The organism is Pedobacter psychrodurus (assembly GCF_032678585.1).
GTDB lineage: Bacteria > Bacteroidota > Bacteroidia > Sphingobacteriales > Sphingobacteriaceae > Pedobacter > Pedobacter psychrodurus_A.
Window position 1 is genome coordinate 156,547 of record NZ_JAVTSN010000002.1, and the last position, 21,404, is coordinate 177,950.

At 39.3% G+C, this 21,404-nt stretch carries 15 protein-coding genes and 2 tRNA genes; 10 read left to right on the top strand and 7 right to left on the bottom strand.

Annotated features, from left to right (window positions below):
- The first annotated feature begins 23 nt into the window (after positions 1-23).
- Both R2S57_RS02040 and R2S57_RS02045 read left to right on the top strand, forming a co-directional pair.
- Positions 24-2,282: a GH92 family glycosyl hydrolase gene (locus tag R2S57_RS02040; RefSeq protein WP_316843449.1), complete on the top strand. Its 2,259-nt coding sequence runs from the start codon at positions 24-26 to the stop codon at positions 2,280-2,282.
- A 133-nt stretch (positions 2,283-2,415) separates the two neighbouring features.
- Positions 2,416-5,022, top strand: coding sequence for a glycoside hydrolase family 2 protein (locus tag R2S57_RS02045; protein ID WP_316843450.1), 2,607 nt, complete (start codon positions 2,416-2,418; stop codon positions 5,020-5,022).
- Positions 5,023-5,575: 553 nt separating this feature from the next.
- Here the strand turns inward: R2S57_RS02045 and R2S57_RS02050 are convergent.
- From R2S57_RS02050 to R2S57_RS02060, 3 genes are all read right to left on the bottom strand, one after another.
- Positions 5,576-5,902, bottom strand: coding sequence for a 2Fe-2S iron-sulfur cluster-binding protein (locus tag R2S57_RS02050; RefSeq protein WP_116250525.1), 327 nt, complete (start codon positions 5,900-5,902; stop codon positions 5,576-5,578).
- A 42-nt stretch (positions 5,903-5,944) separates the two neighbouring features.
- Complete coding sequence (locus R2S57_RS02055; RefSeq protein WP_025141836.1) at positions 5,945-6,955, bottom strand: NAD(P)/FAD-dependent oxidoreductase; 1,011 nt, start codon at positions 6,953-6,955, stop codon at positions 5,945-5,947.
- A 288-nt stretch (positions 6,956-7,243) separates the two neighbouring features.
- Complete coding sequence (locus tag R2S57_RS02060) at positions 7,244-9,373, bottom strand: prolyl oligopeptidase family serine peptidase (protein WP_316843451.1); 2,130 nt, start codon at positions 9,371-9,373, stop codon at positions 7,244-7,246.
- 324 nt (positions 9,374-9,697) lie between these two features.
- Here R2S57_RS02060 and R2S57_RS02065 point away from each other — a divergent pair, with 324 nt between their 5' ends.
- From R2S57_RS02065 to R2S57_RS30455, 4 genes are all read left to right on the top strand, one after another.
- A complete protein-coding gene (locus R2S57_RS02065; RefSeq protein WP_316843452.1) occupies positions 9,698-10,447 on the top strand; it encodes a UDP-2,3-diacylglucosamine diphosphatase in 750 nt (249 codons plus the stop codon).
- Between the two features lie 468 nt (positions 10,448-10,915).
- Positions 10,916-11,989, top strand: a complete 1,074-nt coding sequence (gene prfA, locus R2S57_RS02070) for a peptide chain release factor 1 (protein ID WP_116250528.1) — start codon at positions 10,916-10,918, stop codon at positions 11,987-11,989.
- A 103-nt stretch (positions 11,990-12,092) separates the two neighbouring features.
- Positions 12,093-12,166, top strand: a tRNA-Asp gene (locus R2S57_RS02075).
- 63 nt (positions 12,167-12,229) lie between these two features.
- Positions 12,230-12,424 carry a GIY-YIG nuclease family protein gene (locus tag R2S57_RS30455; RefSeq protein ID WP_410479059.1) on the top strand — a complete coding sequence of 65 codons (195 nt, stop codon included), beginning with the start codon at positions 12,230-12,232 and terminating at the stop codon, positions 12,422-12,424.
- Between the two features lie 217 nt (positions 12,425-12,641).
- Here the strand turns inward: R2S57_RS30455 and R2S57_RS02080 are convergent, their stop codons facing one another.
- Positions 12,642-14,978 carry a hypothetical protein gene (locus tag R2S57_RS02080; protein ID WP_316843453.1) on the bottom strand — a complete coding sequence of 779 codons (2,337 nt, stop codon included), beginning with the start codon at positions 14,976-14,978 and terminating at the stop codon, positions 12,642-12,644.
- 310 nt (positions 14,979-15,288) lie between these two features.
- Between R2S57_RS02080 and R2S57_RS02085 the strand changes: the two genes are divergently transcribed.
- A tRNA-Asp gene (locus R2S57_RS02085) sits at positions 15,289-15,362 on the top strand.
- Between the two features lie 184 nt (positions 15,363-15,546).
- On the opposite strand, the gene R2S57_RS02090 is transcribed toward R2S57_RS02085, so the two are convergent.
- Entirely contained in the window at positions 15,547-15,945 is a 399-nt protein-coding gene (locus R2S57_RS02090; RefSeq protein WP_316843454.1) for a hypothetical protein, read from the bottom strand.
- Between the two features lie 551 nt (positions 15,946-16,496).
- Between R2S57_RS02090 and R2S57_RS02095 the strand changes: the two genes are divergently transcribed.
- Positions 16,497-17,123: a sensor histidine kinase gene (locus R2S57_RS02095; protein ID WP_316843455.1), complete on the top strand. Its 627-nt coding sequence runs from the start codon at positions 16,497-16,499 to the stop codon at positions 17,121-17,123.
- Positions 17,124-17,825 (top strand): LytTR family DNA-binding domain-containing protein, encoded by a 702-nt coding sequence (locus R2S57_RS02100; RefSeq protein ID WP_316843456.1) that lies wholly within the window; start codon positions 17,124-17,126, stop codon positions 17,823-17,825. It begins immediately after the preceding gene.
- A gap of 826 nt (positions 17,826-18,651) precedes the next feature.
- Here the strand turns inward: R2S57_RS02100 and R2S57_RS02105 are convergent.
- Together R2S57_RS02105 and R2S57_RS02110 are read right to left on the bottom strand one after the other, a co-directional pair.
- Positions 18,652-19,305: a TlpA disulfide reductase family protein gene (locus R2S57_RS02105; protein ID WP_316843457.1), complete on the bottom strand. Its 654-nt coding sequence runs from the start codon at positions 19,303-19,305 to the stop codon at positions 18,652-18,654.
- 158 nt (positions 19,306-19,463) lie between these two features.
- Positions 19,464-20,579, bottom strand: coding sequence for a hypothetical protein (locus R2S57_RS02110; RefSeq protein WP_316843458.1), 1,116 nt, complete (start codon positions 20,577-20,579; stop codon positions 19,464-19,466).
- 419 nt (positions 20,580-20,998) lie between these two features.
- Here R2S57_RS02110 and R2S57_RS02115 point away from each other — a divergent pair, with 419 nt between their 5' ends.
- A complete protein-coding gene (locus tag R2S57_RS02115) occupies positions 20,999-21,391 on the top strand; it encodes a RidA family protein (protein ID WP_316843459.1) in 393 nt (130 codons plus the stop codon).
- Positions 21,392-21,404 lie beyond the last annotated feature (13 nt).

The following is a 21,404-nucleotide window of genomic DNA, read 5'->3' on the forward strand; positions in this document are numbered from 1 at the left end:
ATTGTAGGAAATTATAAGCACACATGCAGTTCAGGAAAACCTCATCTATTCTACTTCTAACCGCCTCTCTAATTACACTTAATGCCGCTGCACAGCAGAAAACTAAGTTTACCCAATATGTAGATCCATTGATCGGATCGGCCAAACACGGGCACGTTTTTGTTGGCGCCAATGTTCCGTTTGGAGCAGTACAACTCGGGCCGAACAATATTTTTGAAGGCTGGGACTGGTGCAGTGGTTACAATTATAGCAGCAACACGATTACCGGTTTTGCACATACGCATTTAAGTGGCACAGGTATCGGCGATTTGGGCGATATTTCAATCATGCCTGCAACGGGTAAAATTTTGCTCGAAAAGGGTAAAACAGCCGATGATCAGGGGGGGTACCTCTCTAAGTTTTCACACCAAAATGAAGTGGCAAAAGCAGGTTATTACAGCGTATTGCTAGATAAATACCAGATTAAAGCAGAATTAACGGCAACCGAAAGGGTAGGCTTCCACCAATATACCTTTAAAAAAGGTGCTGAAAACCCCCACATTATGATCGATTTAATCGAAGGCATTGGTTGGGATGCGCCTGTATCGGCTTCATTGAAACAGCTGGATGCTACCACCATTGTAGGGCATAGAAATTCTAAAGGCTGGTCTAACGATCAACGTTTGTATTTTGTAATCAAACTCTCGCAACCGATTAAAAGCCTTTCCTTATATGATAGTACTGTAGTTAAAAGTGGAGCCGCATTATCGGGCAAAAAATTAAAAGCAGTACTAAGTTTTAATGCCATCAATAAGGAAAAACTGCAGGTTAAAGTGGCTTTATCTCCGGTAAGCATCGAAAATGCCATTTTAAATTTAAAAACAGAATTGCCGGGCTGGGATTTCGTGACTACTGCTAAAAACAGTGATGCAAAATGGGAAAAAGAACTCTCAAAGGTTAAAATTCAAGCTTCCAATACCACTAAAAAAGTATTTTATACCGCCTTGTACCATACCATGGTGGCGCCATCACTATTTAACGATGTAAATAAGGATTACCTTGGTACCGATAAAAAGGTATACAAAAAGGCTAAGTTTAACAATTTAACTACCTTTTCCCTTTGGGATACCTATCGCGCAGCAAATCCACTTTTTACGATCCTGCATCAGGATAAGGTAAGCGATGTGGTAAATACCATGCTGGCCATTTACAAACAACAAGGGAAATTACCCGTTTGGCATTTAATGGGAAGCGAAACCAATACCATGGTAGGTTACCATGCCGTTCCGATTATTGTAGATGCTTATTTAAAAGGATACCGTGGTTTTGATGTAAATCTGGCATACGAATCGATAAAACAATCGGCCATGCAGAAAACAGATGGCATCGAATACATTCAGCAGCTTAAATACATTCCGGCCGACAAGATAAACGAATCGGTAGGAAAGGCTTTAGAATATGCTATCGACGATTATTGTATCGCGCAAATGGCTAAGGCACTGAACAAAACAGCAGATTACAATTACTTTAGCAAAAGATCGAAATTGTATAGTTTATATTTCGATCCAAGCGTTCAGTTTATGCGGGGTAAACTTGCCAATGGAAACTGGAGAAGTCCTTTCGATCCTTTTTCATCTAAACACCGTGAGGATGATTATGTAGAAGGAAATGCATGGCAATATACCTGGTTGGTGCCGCAGGACGTAGAGGGGCTGATTAAACTTTTTGGAGGGGATAAACCTTTTACCAATAAACTCGATTCGCTATTTACCTTGCCTTTAGATTTGGGAACCAACGGTTCGCCGGACATTAGCGGATTAATTGGTAATTATGCACAGGGGAACGAACCCAACCATCATATTCCCTATTTATATACTTACGCTGGTCAGCCATGGAAAACTGCCGATCTGATCCGTAAAATTGACCACGATTTTTATTCTTCAAAACCAGATGGACTATGTGGTAATGAAGACGTAGGCCAAATGAGTGCCTGGTATATTTTCACTGCAATGGGGTTTTATCCTGTAAACCCGGCAAATGGTGCCTATGTTTTCGGAACGCCATTGATTAATGATGCTAACATTTCACTTGCCGGCAATAAGAAATTCAATATCAAAGTTGTTGGGAACAGTGCTGAAAATAAGTACATTCAAAAAATTGTATTAAATGGTAAACCTTATACTAAATCATATATTTTGCACAAAGCCATAATGCTTGGTGGAAATATGCAGATTTACATGGGAAATAAACCCTCGGCAACTTGGGGCGTAAAACCTGAGGATAGACCAATATCCACTAAATAAGGATTGAATGAGCGAATGAGTGAATGAGAGAATGTTTGTAGGGCTAAGCGTAAAATACACTCTCTCATTCATTCATTCACTCACTCATTCAATCACTCACTAATGCTATCATTCATTCAATAATTCTAAATACATGAAGAAAATATTTCTACTTCTTTTACTCTGTTCAGCTTTCATTGTAAATGCTCAGCAGCGTTACGAACTCAACTCGGGCTGGGTTTGTACCAATATCAAAGACGCTCAGGCCAATGGTTCAGAAATTTCTAAACCTGGTTTTTCGCTTAATAGCTGGATGCCTGCAACAGTGCCTGGAACGGTTTTAACTACCCTGTTAAACAATAAAAAAGTTCCTGATCCATTTTATGGGATGAATAACGAAAAAATCCCTGACGTATATAAAACCGGAAACGATTATTATACCTATTGGTTTGTAAAAGATTTTGAGGAGCGGGCCACAGGTAATGAACAGATTTGGCTCCAGTTTAGAGGTATAAATTATAAAGCCGAAATTTATTTAAACGGCAAAAAAGTTAATCCAAAAACCCAGGTGGGCATGCACCTCCGGGCACAGTATAACATCACCAAACTATTATCTCCCAATGGGAAAAACAGGCTTGCTGTAATTGTTTATCCGCCAGATTTTCCGGGCAACCCCAATGGCGGTCAGGGTGGCGATGGCACTATTGCCAAAGGTTTAACCACACAATATACTGCAGGTTGGGACTGGATCCAACCTACCCGCGACCGCAATACAGGGATTTGGGATAAAGTAACCATCGAGAAAACCAAAAGCATCAACATCCAAAATCCACAAGTAATTACCCTGGTTCCGGGTATAAGGTTACCAGAAGGAAAGCAGAACCCAGTTACGGTTAAAGTTTCGGTTGAAGTAGAAAACCCAACTAGTCAGCCTGTTTCAGGTACGTTGCAATATCAAATTGCTGGCAAGTTGATTAAACAAACCACTACTATTGCTGCAAATAAAACCGCAACGGTAAAACTTCCTGATTTACAGCTTGAAAACCCAAAACTGTGGTGGCCAAGCGGGTACGGGGCGCAAAACCTGTATGACGTAAAAATCGAATTTGTGGCGGCTAACCAGGTGTTGGATCAGGAACAGCTTAAAGTGGGCGTGCGTCAGATTGATAACATCTGGAACGAACATACCAAAAGTATGGGCGCTTATGTAAACGGACAAAAGATTTTTATTAAAGGAGGCAACTGGATCATTTCGGATGCCATGCTTCGTTTTAGTGATGCCCGTTACGATGCGGAAATCCGTTACCACAAAGATATGAACCTCAATCTGATCCGCATCTGGGGTGGGGCGATTTTGGAAAGACCTGAATTTTATAACGCCTGTGATAAATACGGCTTACTGGTTTTTCAGGATTTCTGGTTCAGTGGCGATTGTAACGGCCGCTGGGTAGATCCAATGAAAAAGGAAGACCAATGGACGCGTAGGAATTATCCGGATGACCATAACCTAACCTTAACGGCTATTGAAGATCAGATCAAAATGATCAGAAACCATGCTTCACTTGCTTTTTGGTGTGGAGGAAATGAAATTACGCCGCCAGAAGATATTTTAGCGCCTTTAAAAAACGATATCCTGCCAAGGTTGGATGGTACAAGAAAACTTTTCGACTTTTCTAACAGTGATGAAATGTCGTTTAATGCTATCGGTGGAAACGGCGATGGTCCGTATGGGATACAGGATATTAAAACTTTCTGGGGCACAAAGACTTTCCCTTACAATTCGGAAGTCGGTTCGGTAGGCGTAGGTGACTATGCTTCTTTGCTCCGTTTTATCCCAAAAGAAAACCTGATTGCGCCACAATACAAAGCGAAGCCAGATTCGGTATGGGATTACCATAAATATATCTCCTACGAGCAATATCTTAATCCATATGGTAAACCAAAAAGTGCTGAAGACTTTGCTATGAAAGCCCAATTGGCCAATTATGATCAATACAGGGCCTTAATGGAAGGCTTTTCGAATAAAATGTGGGATTGGTATACCGGTTCCATCATCTGGAAAACCCAAAACCCATGGACAGCCATGCGTGGACAGATGTACGATTATTACCTCGACCCTAATGCCTGTTTATACGGTTTAAGGAAAGGCAGTGAGCCGCTGCATGTAATGATGAATCCTTTGGATAGTATGGTTACCATCGTGAACAATGGATTTACAACAAAAAACAACCTGATGGTACAGGCGAAAGCCTACGATATGGATGGGAAAGATTATTTCTATTCGCAGGTATTTAATTCTGTTGGCCCATCTTCTGTGAGAAGACTTTTTCCGATGAACGAATTTTTGGCCAAGCTGGATAAAAAAGAGGGTGTATTTGTTTCGTTGAGAATTTTGGATCAGAAGCAGGATATATTGAGTGAGAATATATATTGGCTTCCGGGTAAGGATGGTGAATATTCAGGCTTGAAAAATATCAAACAAACGCCGTTAAAAGTTACTGCAATTGATCAAAAAAATGGTAAAGTAAGCGTTACTTTGAGCAATGCTAACGGAAATCCGGTGGCATTTTTTAACCGTGTGGCTTTGATAAATGGGCAGACCAACGAACGTGTGCTTCCTGCTTTTTATGATGATAACTACGTGAGTATTTTACCTGGAGAAAGTAAAACCGTAACGGTAGAATATACCGGGAAGCAAAATAATTTAGCTGTAGAGGTATATGGCTGGAATGTAGAAAAGCAGAAGGTAAATATTCAGTAAGCTAGTCGGGATTTGTAATTCCGTCTTTCGAACTTAGGATTTTTAATCCTGGGTGTGATTCTCAGACCTCGCAGGTTTAATGGAGCGGAGGCGTTTGAAAACCTGCGAGGTCTATGAGACTTTAATTGTTAGCATTTTTTGAAAATGATGGGTTCTGTGTCAATGGCGTTTGGTGGTCCTGCTATTGCTTCAAGTCCTCACTCGTGCCTCGTTGTGGGCTTTACGCGCTATCAGGTTTAGAAACAAGGGCCACTGCTTCAAAACCCGGGAGGTCTAAAATTGCTATGAATTCGCGTTAGGGATTGTAAGGGTTCAGTACCGATCCTTCATCGGTACCGGAGCAAAGCGCAGCCCTGAAAAGCCCGACCCTTGCGTAGCTTGGGTAACGCCCAAATCTGTTTACAATTTTCGATTGGCAGTTTATAATAATTTAGATTTTAATGGCTGGTGTGGATCAAAAATCCACAGTATGGAGAATCGAGATTGCAAATTTCGACTAATAAAAAAAGGCGACACTTACGTATCGCCTTTTCCATTAAATATGTTTACAGCCTTAGCTTACACCGTGTAATTTCACCTTTAATCCTTCCATATTGTTGTTTAACTGCAATTGGCAGGCTAAACGCGAGTTTGGTAACAGATCGGGCAAAGTATCCAGCATGGCATACTCATCGTCTGTCATTTCATTCAGTTTTTCTTCACCTTCCAAAACATCTACACAGCAGGTAGCACATAGTGCCATTCCACCACAGGTTGCCAGGATATCGTACTCTGATGCTTTTAAAAACTCCATCAGGCTTAAGCCCATGTCTGTCGGTGCAACGTGTTCGGTAACCGAGCCATCCGGCTCTTGCATATATATATTAATATTGTTTTCCATTTTTTAGCTTACTTATATTGATTCACAAATATAGTAGAAAGCTTAAAATTCTGAAACTCCGTTTACAGTTGTATATTTCATGGTATATTTCACACCTGGGTTCATGTAAGAATAAGCACTGTGGCTCATTAATGCCGCCTCGTGGAAACCACAAAGTATCAATTTTAATTTATTGGTGTAGGTATTGATATCACCGATTGCATAAATTCCAGGGATGTTTGTCGAATAATCATCAACATTTACCTCGATTGCACTTTTGTTGATATTTAAGTTCCAGTCTTCAATCGGACCTAATTTAGGGCTCAATCCAAACAAAGGAATTAAGTGATCAGCCTCTACAACCGTTTTTTCCATCGTGCGGTTCTGCACAATTTCAACCTGCTCCAGTTTATCGGTTCCCTGTACGGCCTGAAGGTTGCTGTTTAAAACCAAATTGATTTTACCACTTTCGGCCAATGCCATTACTTTAGATACTGAATCGGGTGCACCGCGGAAACTTTCGCTTCTGTGTACCAAAGTTAATTCAGAACAAACCTCGGCTAAATAAATGGTCCAGTCTAAAGCAGAGTCGCCACCACCGGCAATCACCATTTTCTGATCGCGGTATTTCTCCGGGTCAAGGATCATATAGTTTACGCCCTTACCGTTCTCAAATTTCTCTAAGTTTTCTACAGCAGGTTTACGTGGTTCGAAACAGCCTAAGCCACCGGCGATAACCACAACCTTGGCTTCGATAACGGTACCCATGTTCGTTGTTAAAACGAAATCTGCTTCGCCACGCTTTTCTAAACCTTCGATACGCTCGCCTAAAGTAAACGTTGGATGGAAAGGTTTTGCCTGCTCCATTAAGTTATCGATAAGTTCCTGAGCCAGCACAGAAGGATAACCAGGGATATCGTATATCGGTTTTTTAGGGTAAATTTCAGACAGCTGACCGCCAACCTGAGGCAGGTAGTCAATTAAATGGCAACGCATTTTTAATAAACCGGCTTCAAAAATGGCAAATAAACCAACCGGACCAGCGCCTATTACGGCTATATCAGTAGTGATCATTAAAAAAAATTTGACGCAAAGTTACAAAATAAAGTATTACCAATTCTGCTATTTAGAAATATTCTAGATAATTTTGCAATCCTATTATATTCAGTATTTTATATCCCCTAACTTAACAAAAAGCAAAAGTTAAGGGTTTTTGATGGTTTAAAGCAAATTATAATTGGTCTATGGATTTAGTGGGATACGTGCGATTGTCATCCTGAGGAACGAAGGATCTTTTTAGTGTCAAAGCTTTCGCTTATGATAGAAAGATACTTCACTCCGTTCAGGATGACAAAGAACCATCTACCAGTTCATCCCTAAATTCTGAAATACAAAACTCCACACATCAGCTGCTTCTTCAATCATTTTAGTTGTAGGCTTACCCGCACCATGACCAGCCTTTGTTTCAATCCGGATTAAAACCGGATTTTCGCCTTTGTATTTTTCCTGTAGGGTTGCTGCGAATTTGAATGAATGTGCCGGTACCACACGGTCGTCGTGATCGGCAGTGGTGATCAAGGTAGCCGGATAATTTACGCCACTTTTTACGTTATGTAGCGGCGAATATTTAATCAGGTAATCGAAATCTTCTTTTTTGTCGCTGCTGCCATATTCCACTGCCCAGCCCCAGCCAACGGTAAATTTGTGGTAACGGAGCATGTCTAAAACGCCAACGGCAGGCAATGCCACTTTAAACAGATCGGGTCTTTGCGTCATACAGGCGCCAACCAATAAACCGCCGTTTGAACCACCAGAAATAGCAATTTTAGATGGGTTGGTGTATTTTTCTTTCACCAGATATTCTGCTGCGGCAATAAAATCGTCGAAAACATTCTGTTTTTTTGATAACATCCCTGCTTTGTGCCAGGCTTCGCCATACTCACTTCCGCCACGTAAACTCGGCTGAACGTAAATACCGCCACGCTCCAAAAACAACATCCGTGATAGGCTGAATCCTGGCGTTAAGCTGATCTGGAAGCCACCATAAGCATAAAGATAAACCGGATTATTGCCATCAAGTTTGATACCTTTTTTGGATACGATAAACATAGGTACCTTGGTGCCATCTTTCGATGGATAAAACACCTGTTTGGTTTCGTAATTTTCGGTATTAAATTGAAGACCTGATTTTTTATATAATGTCGATTCTGCCTTATTTATATCGTAACGGTAAATGGCGCCTGGCGTAGTGAAATTGGAAAAGGTGTAAAAAAATTCTTTATCTTCTTTATAACCACCGAAACCATCAACGGTACCAATTGCAGGCAGTTTTACCTCTCCGATTTTTTTTCCGGTTAAATCAAACTGGATAATATTGGTGCTTGCATCTTTTAGGTACGATGCCCATAAAAATCCACCGCCAGCACCAACGCCCTCTAAGGCCAATTTCGACTCAGGAATAACCTTCTGCCAGTTTTTCGGATCTGCATTTTTTGGATCAACCAAAACCACTTGTTTGTTTTCGGCACCAAGATCTGTATTCACCAATAGCTTATCGCCAATATTATCTACAACGCTATGGTTATTTTCATAACCCTTAATCAAAGGTTCAATTTTGCTTCCGGTTGCTTTTAAATCCTGGTAGAATAGCGCATTACCCGAAGTACCCGCACTGGCATATACCACTAAAAAGCGTTCATCTTCGGTAACACCGGCGCCAAAGTATAGGTTGGGATTGGTTTTATCTTCAAAAATTAATTGATCATTTTTTTGTTCGTCACCCAATTTGTGAAAATATACTTTCTGATACTTATTGGCTGCCGAAAGATCTGTGCCTTTTACAACGGGCTCATCAAATTTACTGTAATAGAAACCGTCACCTTTCCAGGCTGCGCCAGAGAATTTAGTCCATTTCAGCTCATCAGCTAATTTCTTTTTGCTGGCAATTTCCATTACATAAATATTGCTCCAGTCTGAACCGGCCTGTGCAACGGAATACGCCAGGTATTTTTTGTCGTGAGAGAAGCCCAAAAGGGAAACTGCTGCTGTTCCATCTTTTGTCAGTTGGTTTGGATCGAGAAAAACTTCTTCCTTGCCCTCCAATCCTTTTTTAATAAACCAGATGCTTTGGTTTTGGAGTCCATCGTTTTTGGTAGAGAAATAATATTCTCCCACTTTAAATGGCGCACTTTCTTTTGGATAGTTCCAGATTTCGGTTAAACGTTTTTTAATATCAGCACGATAGGGAATTTGCTCCAGGTAATTTTGGGTAACTTTATTCTCGGCTACCACCCAGGCTTTTGTTTCGGCAGAAGTGTCGTTTTCGAGCCATCGGTAAGGATCGGCAATGGTTGTTCCGAAGTAATTGTCGGTTGTGCTGTCTTTTTTGGTTTCGGGATATTTCATCAATGTTATTTTTTCTGCAGGTTTTTTGCCCTGGTTACAGGCGAAAAGGCTTAATGCAAATAAGCTCAATACAATTTGTTTTTTCATACTGATTAAGATTTATTTACTAATATATGTTATTACCTTCGGTTTGATTACACCGGTTTTAGGATTACACAGATTAAAGTGTTTGAGCTTTGGCTTTAGCTGCTTCCAGATTTTCACCATTGAGAAATTAGGGGCATTAAGTTTTTTTTGCCACGGAAACACGGATTTTGGTTCCTTACTTTAGTCTTTAAGCTTTTTCCTTCGGGTTGATTACACTAATTTTGGGATTATACAGATTAAAATGTTTTGGGCTTTCCTTCGGTTTGATTACACAGATTGTAGGATTTCAGAGATTAACCTATTTGCGTTACCTTTGGGGAATCCATGAATAAGAATATTTATTTCGCTTCTGATTTTCATTTAGGCACACCGAATTATGCCGAAAGCCGTGCCCGTGAGGCGCGTATTGTAAGTTGGTTGAATTTTATAGAACCGAATTGCAGTGAGCTGTTTTTGATGGGCGATATTTTCGACTTCTGGTTTGAGTATGCAAAGGTAGTTCCGAAAGGTTTTATCCGCCTGCAGGGAAAACTAGCTGCCATGGCCGATGCCGGAATAAAAATTTACTTTTTTAAGGGGAACCACGACATGTGGGTGCGCGATTATTTTACACAGGAAATCGGCATGGAAATTATCAGCGATGAACTGATCATAGAACGGGCTGGGAAGAAATTTTATCTGCACCATGGTGATGGTTTGGGGCCGGGCGACAATAAATATAAATTCTTAAGGAAAATTTTCAGAAGCAAGCTCTGTCAATGGTTATTTGCCCGCCTACATCCAAACCTGGGCATTGGTATTGCCAACGCGTGGAGCCAGGGGAGCAGAGCCGCGCAAACCGAAAAGGAAGTTTTTTCAGGCGAGGATAGGGAATGGCTGGCCATTTATGCCAAAGAACAGTTGCAAAAAACACATTTCGATTATTTTATTTTCGGACACAGGCACCTGCCGCTCGATATCGATTTGGGCAAGGGAAGCCGATATGTGAATATAGGCGAATGGCTTAATTATAATTCCTATGGGGTATTTGATGGCCAGGATTTAAAACTGGAATATTATAACCCAGAAGCTTAATTTTTAAGTTTATCTTTTGTAAAGCAAGGTCTGGAGCTTAGTTTAATGTTCGTCGGGCTTCGCATTATAGTCCCGATTTAGAAGAAAATCCAGAGCTGCCATTTCATCCGGTAGCTATCGGATCCCGTTTAGCTACGCAGGTTCGTATTGCGATTAAGGGTTGCATTACGTCTAGGGTGCACCATCTATTGTTTATAAACCCGATATAAGTGTAAAGCTGGAGCCCGATTTTTTCTATCGGGAGAGGACTTTGAACGTTAGCGGGACTATCGGCCGCCATTGATGTTTAACTACTCATTTCCAAATTGAACTACAACAATTCAATTTATCCTAAGCGATTAACTAAATCAAACAGTTAACCAATTAAGCCTTCTCTCCAAACAAACTAATTCATCTTTTTTCCTTATTTTTGCATTTCCTAATTTTTAGCCCTGTGCTGGCAGTCAGGAAATTTCAACAAGAATAAATATGTTAGATAAATTAGAAGCTATAAAGCTACGTTGGGAAGATGTAGAAGAATCGTTGAGCAATCCGGATGTAATTCAGGATATGAAACGTTTTGCGGCTTTAAACAAAGAATATAAAGACTTAGGCAAAATTGTGGATGAATATAAAATCTACAAAAATGTGATGAGTAATATCGATGCCAACAAAGAAATTTTAGCGACCGAGAAAGACGCTGAGATGCGTGAGATGGCAAAGGAAGAACTGGACATGCTTTTAAAGCAACAGGAAGAGATGGAAAGCAATATCCGTTTGATGCTGATTCCTAAAGACCCAGAAGATGCCAAAAATGCGGTATTTGAGATCCGTGGTGGTACCGGTGGCGATGAGGCGGCGCTGTTTGCAGGCGATTTATACCGTATGTATACCCGTTATTTCGAAACCAAAGGCTGGAAAGTGGAAACTGTTGATGTAACCGAAGGTACTGCTGGTGGTTATAAAGAGGTAATCCTGAAAGTAAATGGAGATGATGTATATGGTCAGCTGAAGTACGAAAGTGGTGTACACCGTGTGCAACGTGTACCTGATACCGAAACTCAGGGCCGTGTGCATACCTCCGCGGCATCTGTAGCGGTGTTGCCTGAAGCTGAAGAAATTGATCTTTACATCAACCCTGCTGATATCGAACTGCAAACTTCGCGTTCAGGTGGTGCCGGTGGACAGAACGTAAATAAGGTAGAAACTAAGGTGCAGTTAACGCACAAACCTTCTGGCTTGGTGGTGGTTTGTCAGCAAGAGCGGTCACAATTGGGTAATCGTGTGATTGCAATGGAGATGTTGAGAAGTAAACTTTACGATATCGAGTTGCAGAAAAAGAATGGTGATATTGCCGCTAAACGTAAAACGATGGTGTCAACCGGAGACCGTTCGGCTAAGATCAGGACCTATAATTATCCACAGGGGCGTGTTACCGAACACCGCATCGGTTTAACGATGTATAACCTTCCATCTATCATGGATGGCGATATTCAGGAGATTATTAGCGCACTTCAGTTCGCAGAAAATGCAGAAAAGATGCAAGAAGGTGCTGTAGGATAAGGAGTTAAATATTTTTTAAAATAAAGTTTGCGAATTAAGATATAGTCTCTATATTTGCAACCTCGAAAGAGGAAAGAGGTTCGAGCTTTAAAGGAGAACAAATGGAGTGGTAGTTCAGCTGGTTAGAATGCCTGCCTGTCACGCAGGAGGTCGCGGGTTCGAGTCCCGTCCATTCCGCGAAAATAGTTTTAAATTTAACTAAAAGCCTGTAAATTAAATGTTTACAGGCTTTTTCGTTTTTTGAAAATACCAAATTATTCATTTTTTTGGATCAAGCGGAAAAGTTGGGGAGTTTATATCATTCAAAGCCTCGCAGACAAATCTTATTACAAAGGCTTTACCGAAAATCCGCTGCGCAGATTGGTTCAGCATAATAATGGAGAGTCTATCTATACAAGCACTAAATTGCCTTGGTGTTTTGTTTATATTGAATAAAGGGAGTCGAAAAAGGAGGGTTCATCCGTGAAAGAGTCTTAAAGAAATATAGTCATGACCAAATAAATCGACTGATCGGCTCAGAAAAAAATCAGTTACTGAAGATGCTGGATAGTTTATCTGCTTAGGCGGGTTCGAGTCCTTCCGACCTTCGGTTGGGACAACAAAAGCCTTAACTTGTAAAAGTTGAGGCTTTTTTGTTTCTTGATGCCTTGCATTATAATATCGTGATGCGCAATGCCTTGAGTCCGCTTAAGCCTTGCAAATCTTCCAGATCAAGATCTTCGGTTTCAGCATTCAGTACACCGGTTTCCTGCAGGTATTTTACAAATGGGAGGTAATCTTCAATGTCGCGTTTATTAAAATAGATCAATGCAAGTTTATCGGGCTGGGTAAGCCGTTCCTGCGAATTGCGGATCAGTACCTTGTCGATCCTTTTTTTGATCATCTGATACCTGATGTTGTAAGCACCTTCTACATCGAATTTCCTTTCGTCGGCCCTGAAACTGATGTCGATCGGGTGGTTATGGATAAAGATCAATTGTGTGGTGGCCAGTTTAACCGGCAGCTCAGGTTGGATCTGTTGGACCATTTTAGCCACTGTGGCCATAGATGATAACTGCCACAAACGAAGGTTCTGTAAGTGGAAGTTGTTAAAGGCCCTATCGGGTGCAATAGATTGCCCGATATAAATATCGTATTCTACACCGTCTGTCCTGAATTTCTCAAAATAGCAGGGATAGGATTGCTGCAGTTTTTCGCGCTCGGCTTCGAAATAATTGTTGATGGCGGTATTTATCAGTTGCATAGAAACCTCCAGTGCCTGGCGGTGTTTGTAAACTTCACCATTGTGTTCGGAAATTTCCTGAAGGTATTGATCGATTACCTTTTTGGTATTTGGATCAGACTGCGAAATCAGTTTCAGGTAATCGGTGGTCTCTTCTTTAAGGAAGATATTGAGGCTGTTTTCTTCGGTGGTATTCAGCTCGCCCGCCTCTAAACTATTGCTCCATTTTTTGCAGCTGAAGATCTTTTCTTCTAGCAAAGGTGAGCTATACAACTTGTTGAGCTGTTCCAATGTTTCGGAGAGCATGTTCAAATGCAAGCTAAAATCGGCCTTGCTGGCGCTATTGCGTTCGGTTGTAGAGTTCCTAATGTCGATGGCGCCATAAAAAGGATATACATCATCGAAGCTGATCTCTTCCGTACGCAAGGGCAGGTTTTTCTTTTTGTCGTAAAGCTGATGCCAGGCCGCTTCATTAAATTTCCATTGTACCGATGGCTGGATGGAAGTATATTTTTCTTTGATGATATTTTCAATCTCGAGGTTAAACTCGTCGATATAGATCTGTAGCAACTGGCCAATGGGCCCGAGTACAGGCTCTAATAAAGTAATTTTCTTTTCGTCGAAGGTTTCTCCAACCCATGTATGCATGCCCAGTACACCTACCAGTATGTGGTTGTGGAATATGGGCGAGAGCGACATCGATTTAACATTCAGTTCCCTAAAACGATCTAACCAGGGGAACATTTCCATATCTTCTGCCCAGATATCGGGCGAGTAAAAGGAATCGGGATGGGCGGCGTAACCTTCTGCAATCTGTTGAAAGGCCTCGGGACTGAGTGTTTCTTCGCCCCATACCGAAAATAGCAGTCCACTTCCACCTTTAACATAACCATAAACCATTTTATTGTTAATCCTTACAAAGGGGAAGAGGTCGAACTCAATATTAGCATTTTGCACCAGGATTTTAAGAGATTGGATTACCTCTGTATAGGCCATTTCCTCATCGCCTGGACTGCGGCTCAATCTGATGCTCTTAATATTTTCTACCGCCTTTTTGGTGGTTACATCGGTAATAGTAAGTACCGAAATACCCTTAAACTCAAAGAGATCAAGCGGCAGTACCTGCTGAATCTGATCGATCCCCGATTCTTCATTGAAATATTGCTGCAGTTCGCGATAGCTCAGTTCGGGAATTTGCTGTTTGGCCTTCACCTCCATAAAGCTGGTGTTGATGCCGATATGAAAATAACCGGGCAAACCGGTGTCTGCATTAATACCCGAATGGTATTTTTCTTTTAAAGGGGCATGGAAGGTGTAAAGTTCGTTAAGGATAAAGGAATAGATAAAATGCAAACGGTCTTGCTGGTGTTGCGCCATTGTTTTGCCACCCATATAGCCGTTTTGGTCTTTTTCTTCGTTTTCCAATAACTGGTACATCAAATCTGTTCCATAAAAGGTGACGGGCTGCATCGGAAAACAGAGCCCCCAGGCCAGGTGGTTTTCTGCTGAAAGCGAAGGGGAGAGGCAGGCGTAAACATGTTCTAAAAGCAACTCATACTGATTAATGCTTTCGATAGAAATGACTTGTTCATCAACACCTTGTGCCTGAAAAGCTTTTAATGCGTTGATATAGATCGCAGATTTTACGGTCTGCTCTTCTTCAATTTTTCGGTGCAGGTATTTGATGAAAGGGCCGAAGGAGATGGCTGAGTTTACTTCTGGCAAATCGGCATAGCTTTGGGCAATATTCAATATGCGCTTTTTCATCTCTTTAATTTTAAATCATAATGACTCCAGACCGTGTGGTACTTAAAGGTACCCGCTCAATTGATTCATATAAAGATAAGAGATGTGGCGGGTTGTTAAAAATTTTTTGCCTGAATATGATGGCCTCCTGGTATTGGAAGCATGGGGGCTTCCTGATTTATTCCCTTTTTAATTAAATTATTTAGAATGAGGTTCAGGGAGTTATGGAATTACAACGAAAAAGATTGCCCACGATAGTGATAAACAGAATATTTATCTATATTTGCAATCCCGAAAGGGAAAGAGGTTCGAACTTTAAAGAAGAACAAATGGAGTGGTAGTTCAGCTGGTTAGAATGCCTGCCTGTCACGCAGGAGGTCGCGGGTTCGAGTCCCGTCCATTCCGCGAAAATAGTTTTAAATTTAACTAAAAGCCTGTAAATTAAATGTTTACAGGTTTTTTCGTTTTCTGAAAACACCAGATTATTCATTTTTTGCAAGAAAAAGGTGAGCAATTCGGTGAGCACATTAAACAGCGCGAACGCTTGTTTCAACTCCGAAGGGCTCAATTTTTGTGAAATATTAACCGTTTATTTATTTTCGTTGCTTTTGTTGTAAGCAAATACCCTTTGCCTGTTTTTAAAGGTGTATGTGCCAGTCACAGTCTTTGTTTTGGTTTCCTTAGAAAGGATAAGCTTTACCGTTTCTTCAGGCGAAGCACCCATTTGTTTAAGCACTGCTACCAGATCTTCTGAAAAACGCTTTTGCCATTTATCTCCAAAGTTCTGTTTGCAAAAATCCAGTATTTCTTTGGTTGAATATTTATCCAGCTTTTCTAAGGCAAACCACTCATCATTAAACTGTACAATGGGTTTTTCGTCGTCCCATTTTACTGCTGTAAAAGGTGATGCTTTTTCCAGTTGTAATTTCTGACCAAAGCCAGCTAATGAAATGAAACATAAAGTAAATAATAGCAAATAGGTTCTCATAATTTTATTGTCTTTAAGTTAAAATCTGCTCAAACTTATGCATACTGGAGCATTTTCAAAACGGTGATCGACAAACATAGGTTAGCAACTGATAATCACCGGCCAGCGGCCGACTTAACCAAATAACATTTCCATATATTTAAATACAGATATTAGCACTAGACTTTATGATACAACTTTCGGGCAATACAATAAAAACAGTTAAGCTTTTTGTCAATTCGATTTTTATAACGTTCATAATAGTCAAGCTCATCATAACTGCTGTTTCTGAATTGCCAGACAATTGGCTTTTTTTTAGCACTAGTGGCGCTGTAGAGAATTTTGCTAGTGCTTCTATTGCTTTTGCCTTAATTTATTTTGTTTTTAAATCAAGGAGTATCTTGCAGAGGGTATCCTTTATAATGCTTTTTGTTGTTGTGCTTACTTCAATAGCTATACTGAAGGATTTTAGGATTCACAACTTTACTGCTTTTGAACAATCGTTCGAATACTTTAAGAATTTTCTAGGCCAAACGTTATTGTTTTATCTATTCTTATATCTGATAAGTAAGTTGGATGCCATCAGCCGCTACAAAAATCTGGAACGTGAGCTGCATGAGGCGAAAGAGCAGTTACTTCGGAACCATATGCATCCCCATTTTTTGTATAATGCATTCAATTCCATATATAGTTTGTGCTTGAAAAACAGTAGCGATGCAGCAGACTATATACTTAAATTGTCAGGTATGATGCGCTATTTAACAGACGAAACTCATCGCAGCAAAGTTCCATTGATGGAAGAACTCGATTTTATTCAAACATATATAGATATTGAAAAAATGCGTTTCGGGGGAGATGCGGCTATTTTGCTAAGTACCAATGGGAATATAAGTGGAGATAAGCTAATTGAACCGTTTCTTTTAATCACACTTGTGGAAAATGCGTTCAAACACGGATTTTACACCAATTCCGCTGATGCTTATGTAAATATATCGTTGAATATGAAAAATAACGACCTTTTGTTTTGTGTGGAAAACAGTGTTTTTGTTAAGCAACATTTTCAGGAAAGCGAGCGGAAAGGAAGAGGCCTGGATAACTTAAAGCAACGGTTACATTTGTTATATCCTAAAAATTCTCGACTTGAAATAAAGAATGTGGATAACCAGTATACATCTCTACTTAAAATCACTTTAAATTAAATGAATTTATATAAAGCCATAATAATTGATGATGAACATCTGGCAATTGATGTGATCAGCCATTATTTAGAGAGATTCAGCAATTTTGAGGTTGTTGGAACATTTACCAATGCGGTTGAGGCTTTCAATTTTTTAAAAGAGGGGCACCAAATAGATATTGCTTTTACAGATATTGCCATGCCCGAAATTTCTGGAATTGAACTTGTTAAACTTTCAAAAAGCAATGTCATGTTTGTTATGACTACCTCGTATAGCGAATATGCAGTACAAAGTTTTGATCTTGAGGTTATAGATTACCTTTTAAAACCAATTTCTTTTGAACGTTTCGCAAAAGCTATTAACCGCTTTGAAAACTGGAAAGAAAAGCAGAGTGAAAAAAAAATAGAGGCGTCTTTTTTCATCAAAGAAGGCAATGAGTTCGTAAAGGTTTTGGTAAACGATATCGATTATATTGAAGGTTTAAAAGATTATGCGAAAATTGTTACCGGAAATAATTATTGTATGGCTTTAAAAACATTGAAATCAATTGAAGTTGTATTAGGCCCTTACGGGTTCATGAGAATCCACAAATCCTATATCGTTCCGCTTGCCAAAATAACCCAGTACAGTGGAGACTGTGTGTTTGTAAACAATGCTGAGATTCCTGTTGGCAGTAATTATAAAGAAGCGTTGACGGTTTATCTAAATAGAAATAAATTATAGGGACATAAAAATAAATGGATTTAAATGATCCCTGCACTTTGCTTTTTAAATTAAATTAAGGCATTTCAAAGTAGTATGCCTGATGTTAGAAAATAATATTTATGATAATAAATGATGGTTATATAGTTTTCAAAATAGTGGGCATGGTTGGTTGTTGGAATTTTAAATACTAATTGGTCATGCAGAGTCTCAACATCGTTTCTGTGATGATTGCCAATATACTTGTATTCTTTTTTTCGATCCTTTATATGTCCTTAATTAGCTTGAAGTTAATAGTCTATAGCAGGCCAATGGCTGTTGCCATAATACTACTACTTTGGTTAATGGCTTTTATTGGAATACGATGGAGGTACAAAAATGGTTATAGTAATGTAATGAAAATGGCCACAGAAAGGTATCCGTTCCCTAATCGAAAAATTTCAATTCTTTTTGTTATACTTTTTGAGCTCATTTATAATTGCCGGTTTTGAAATTTTGTGTTTCCGGAGTCTCATGTACGATTAAATTCAACTCAATCAGCAGAATTACCACCTTACGTATAAAAACTTTCTGTTAATAATCTTACAGTTAGCTGGGTGTTCGAAGAATTCGGATATTGCGTAATAATCAGTAAAAATAAACTAAAGGTTATCAAACGGCCGATATATGTATGACAAGCTTTGGATTATTAAAAAGCTTAGTGCCAAGCAGACATAACCACCAAAGGTGGGAAAGAATTACCTTGGGTATGGAAGCGTGTAAATTAAATATTAACATGCTTTTTTGTTCTCCGGAAACACCAGATAATTCTTATAAATTGAATACTTTGTAAGGATGATTTATTTTATTATCTCCAATAAGCATCGGTAAATTTTTCTGGAAAGTATTTACTGAATTCATTTTGCAAATTATATGACGAAAAGTTATCGTCCTGTATTTTTCCTTCTCCGGTTACCAGAACGTAACGGGGTATCCCGTTAAATTTGAACAGTTCTCTCAACGCCAGATATTCATCTGTCTTGATTCGGTGTGTATTGATCATTGCGTTTTTCACGGTATAATCATCATAAAATGCAGCTTCTGTGCTTTCAGCATCTGTCACAAATACAAAATCAAAATCCGGATTATTCTGGTATTTCTTTCTCATCGACAAGCTACTCTCTATTCCGCTACGACAAGGCCCACACCATTGCGCCCAAAAATCTACAATTAATATTTTTCCTTTCAATGGATTGATGATTTTTTTGAAGACTGCTGCTGCGGCGTTATTGGGCAGCTCATAAGCAACGTTCCCTATTTTGTATTTGGTATACATCCGGTTCATTTCGCTAACCAGAAAGGGATCTTTTATGCTTTGTGACAGGTAAGTCGTCTCTTTAACAAAATTTTTATTTTTGTATTGGTTAAACTTAAAGTTCGAAATCAATGAACGAAGCTTGGCGATGTCAAAAACCAATGTAGATTTCTTGTTTTTAGCGAGATACGCAGAATCTAATTTCAAATAACCTTTATTATCATTATAAATTAATGATCTTTCATATACAGGCGAAAATTCAAAGCGATTAATGAAGGTTGAAAATTCATGGGAAATTAAAATTGATTTGTCGTTTAAATCAATTTTATCCAGAAAATCGAAATAATGATCAGGCATCGGCAACTTTAGAATTTCATTGTCGGGTTTTTCCTTTTGGTAATAGCCGCGCGAGCTTCCATAGTAAAAAGGTAGTTGGCATAAGTTAAGTCAACTTGGTTAAGTATCATTTTTTTTATGTCGTCAGGTGTCTGTTTTATAGCTATTGTACTATCTGCCGTCTTCCTCGCTTTTTCCCAACTCTGAAGCTGCATACTTTTAAAGTCTTCAGGCCTTTGTTTTTCTCTATATTCTTCTAATTTACCATAGTCAGGCCTGATAAACTTAATCGAGGCCAGCATCTCGTTAACTGATTTATTCACACCCAGATATTGTACATTTTTAAATGTGTAGCGTTTGTCGCGATACCGATCTGCCAATAAAAAATCATCCCAATTTAAAACTATGCCTGTTACAGTTCCTGGTACTGCATAAAAATCAATACCTTGATTATTAAAAAATATATTGGATGAAATGGGATGAATGGCCAACATATTACATTCAAACCTTCCATCTTTATATATTCTTACTGTTGTCGGAAAGTTTTCTCCAGTAAGATCATTTTGGTGGTAGATAATGCCACTCGCAAAGCCTGCTCTTTTATCATATCCTTTAATGTAACCGACAATTTTAATCGAATCGTTCGCGAAAAACCGGTTTTGATCTCCTTTACGTTTTTTGCCGGCAATTTGTCCATCCATCCATTTCGATACATGGTCAGGTATTGACTTTGTCTTATCGGTTTTAGATTTTTGCAATGAAATACCGTAAATAGAAGTTTTGCCATCATCTCCATAGTTTAGGCGCTTTACCTTTTTGTCCAGTTTAGGGAAGATTAATCTAACTGAGGTATCACCTGATATTGGCGTCCACAATTTGGTGTTAAATTGAGCACCTTCGATCTTTTTTACGGTATATTTCTCACCCGTATCCGCATTTTCTAAATATGCTTTATCGCTGAAGGTAGTCCACCAGTTTGGTAAAAAGTTAATTTTAACGTCAACAAGGGTTGCGGTGTCGAGTAGGGTGATTTTATCAATGTGGTAGATGCCTGTATTGGTAAATTCGCTTTGAGGATTGTTAACGGTTTGTGATTTTGTTGTAAATACAACCAGAAGTAAAAGGAGCGCAATAAAGTATTTCATGAGATAGCCTTAATTAGATGATGAATATTGATGAGTCGATTTTTGGGTAAAATTCAGAATACAAGAAAAATTGATCGAATAAATGCAGGACATCGGAAATTATCTTTTCATATTTGGTCATTTATTTGGAATGTTAAGATAACCTCTCACAGCGCCAAACATTTAAATGTTTCTCCAACGAATATAATGTAATTTGTTTTTGTAAACAACTAAGTGCTTTATATTGATGGGGTTCAGGTCTTGTTCGTTTGGATAATCAGCATGCATTGCTTAAAACAACTGATTCTATATGGAAGCATTCGAACATCATAAAATAACCTGATCAGAATTTTCAATAATATCATCATCGCCATTCTACCCTTGACATACCCTTGTCGCAGCCATGCCTCATTTTTGCATTATAATTTAAAAACAACATCATGGAAAAGCAAACATTTGATCCCTGGGGATGGGGTAAATCTACCAATTCGGTACAGGCGGTGGAGGTTAAAAATAGCAGTGGAACTCTGTATTGTTCAGGGCAAGTCGCGATTGATCATAACGGCGTGCCAAGCCATGCGGATATGCGTTCGCAACTGATCCAAACCATTGCGAATCTGGAACAGCTTATTGAAGAATCAGGCTATGCATGTAAAAATATCGTACGACTCAATTTATACACCACTTCAACGCAGGATTTTTTTACAAGTTGTATGGATGTGTATGTTCCATTCATTCAAAAACATGGTATCCAGCAGGCCACTACTTTACTTGAAGTGAAAGGGCTTTTTGCTACACTGACAGTAGAACTTGAAGCTACGGTAGTAAAATAACGAATATGGTTTT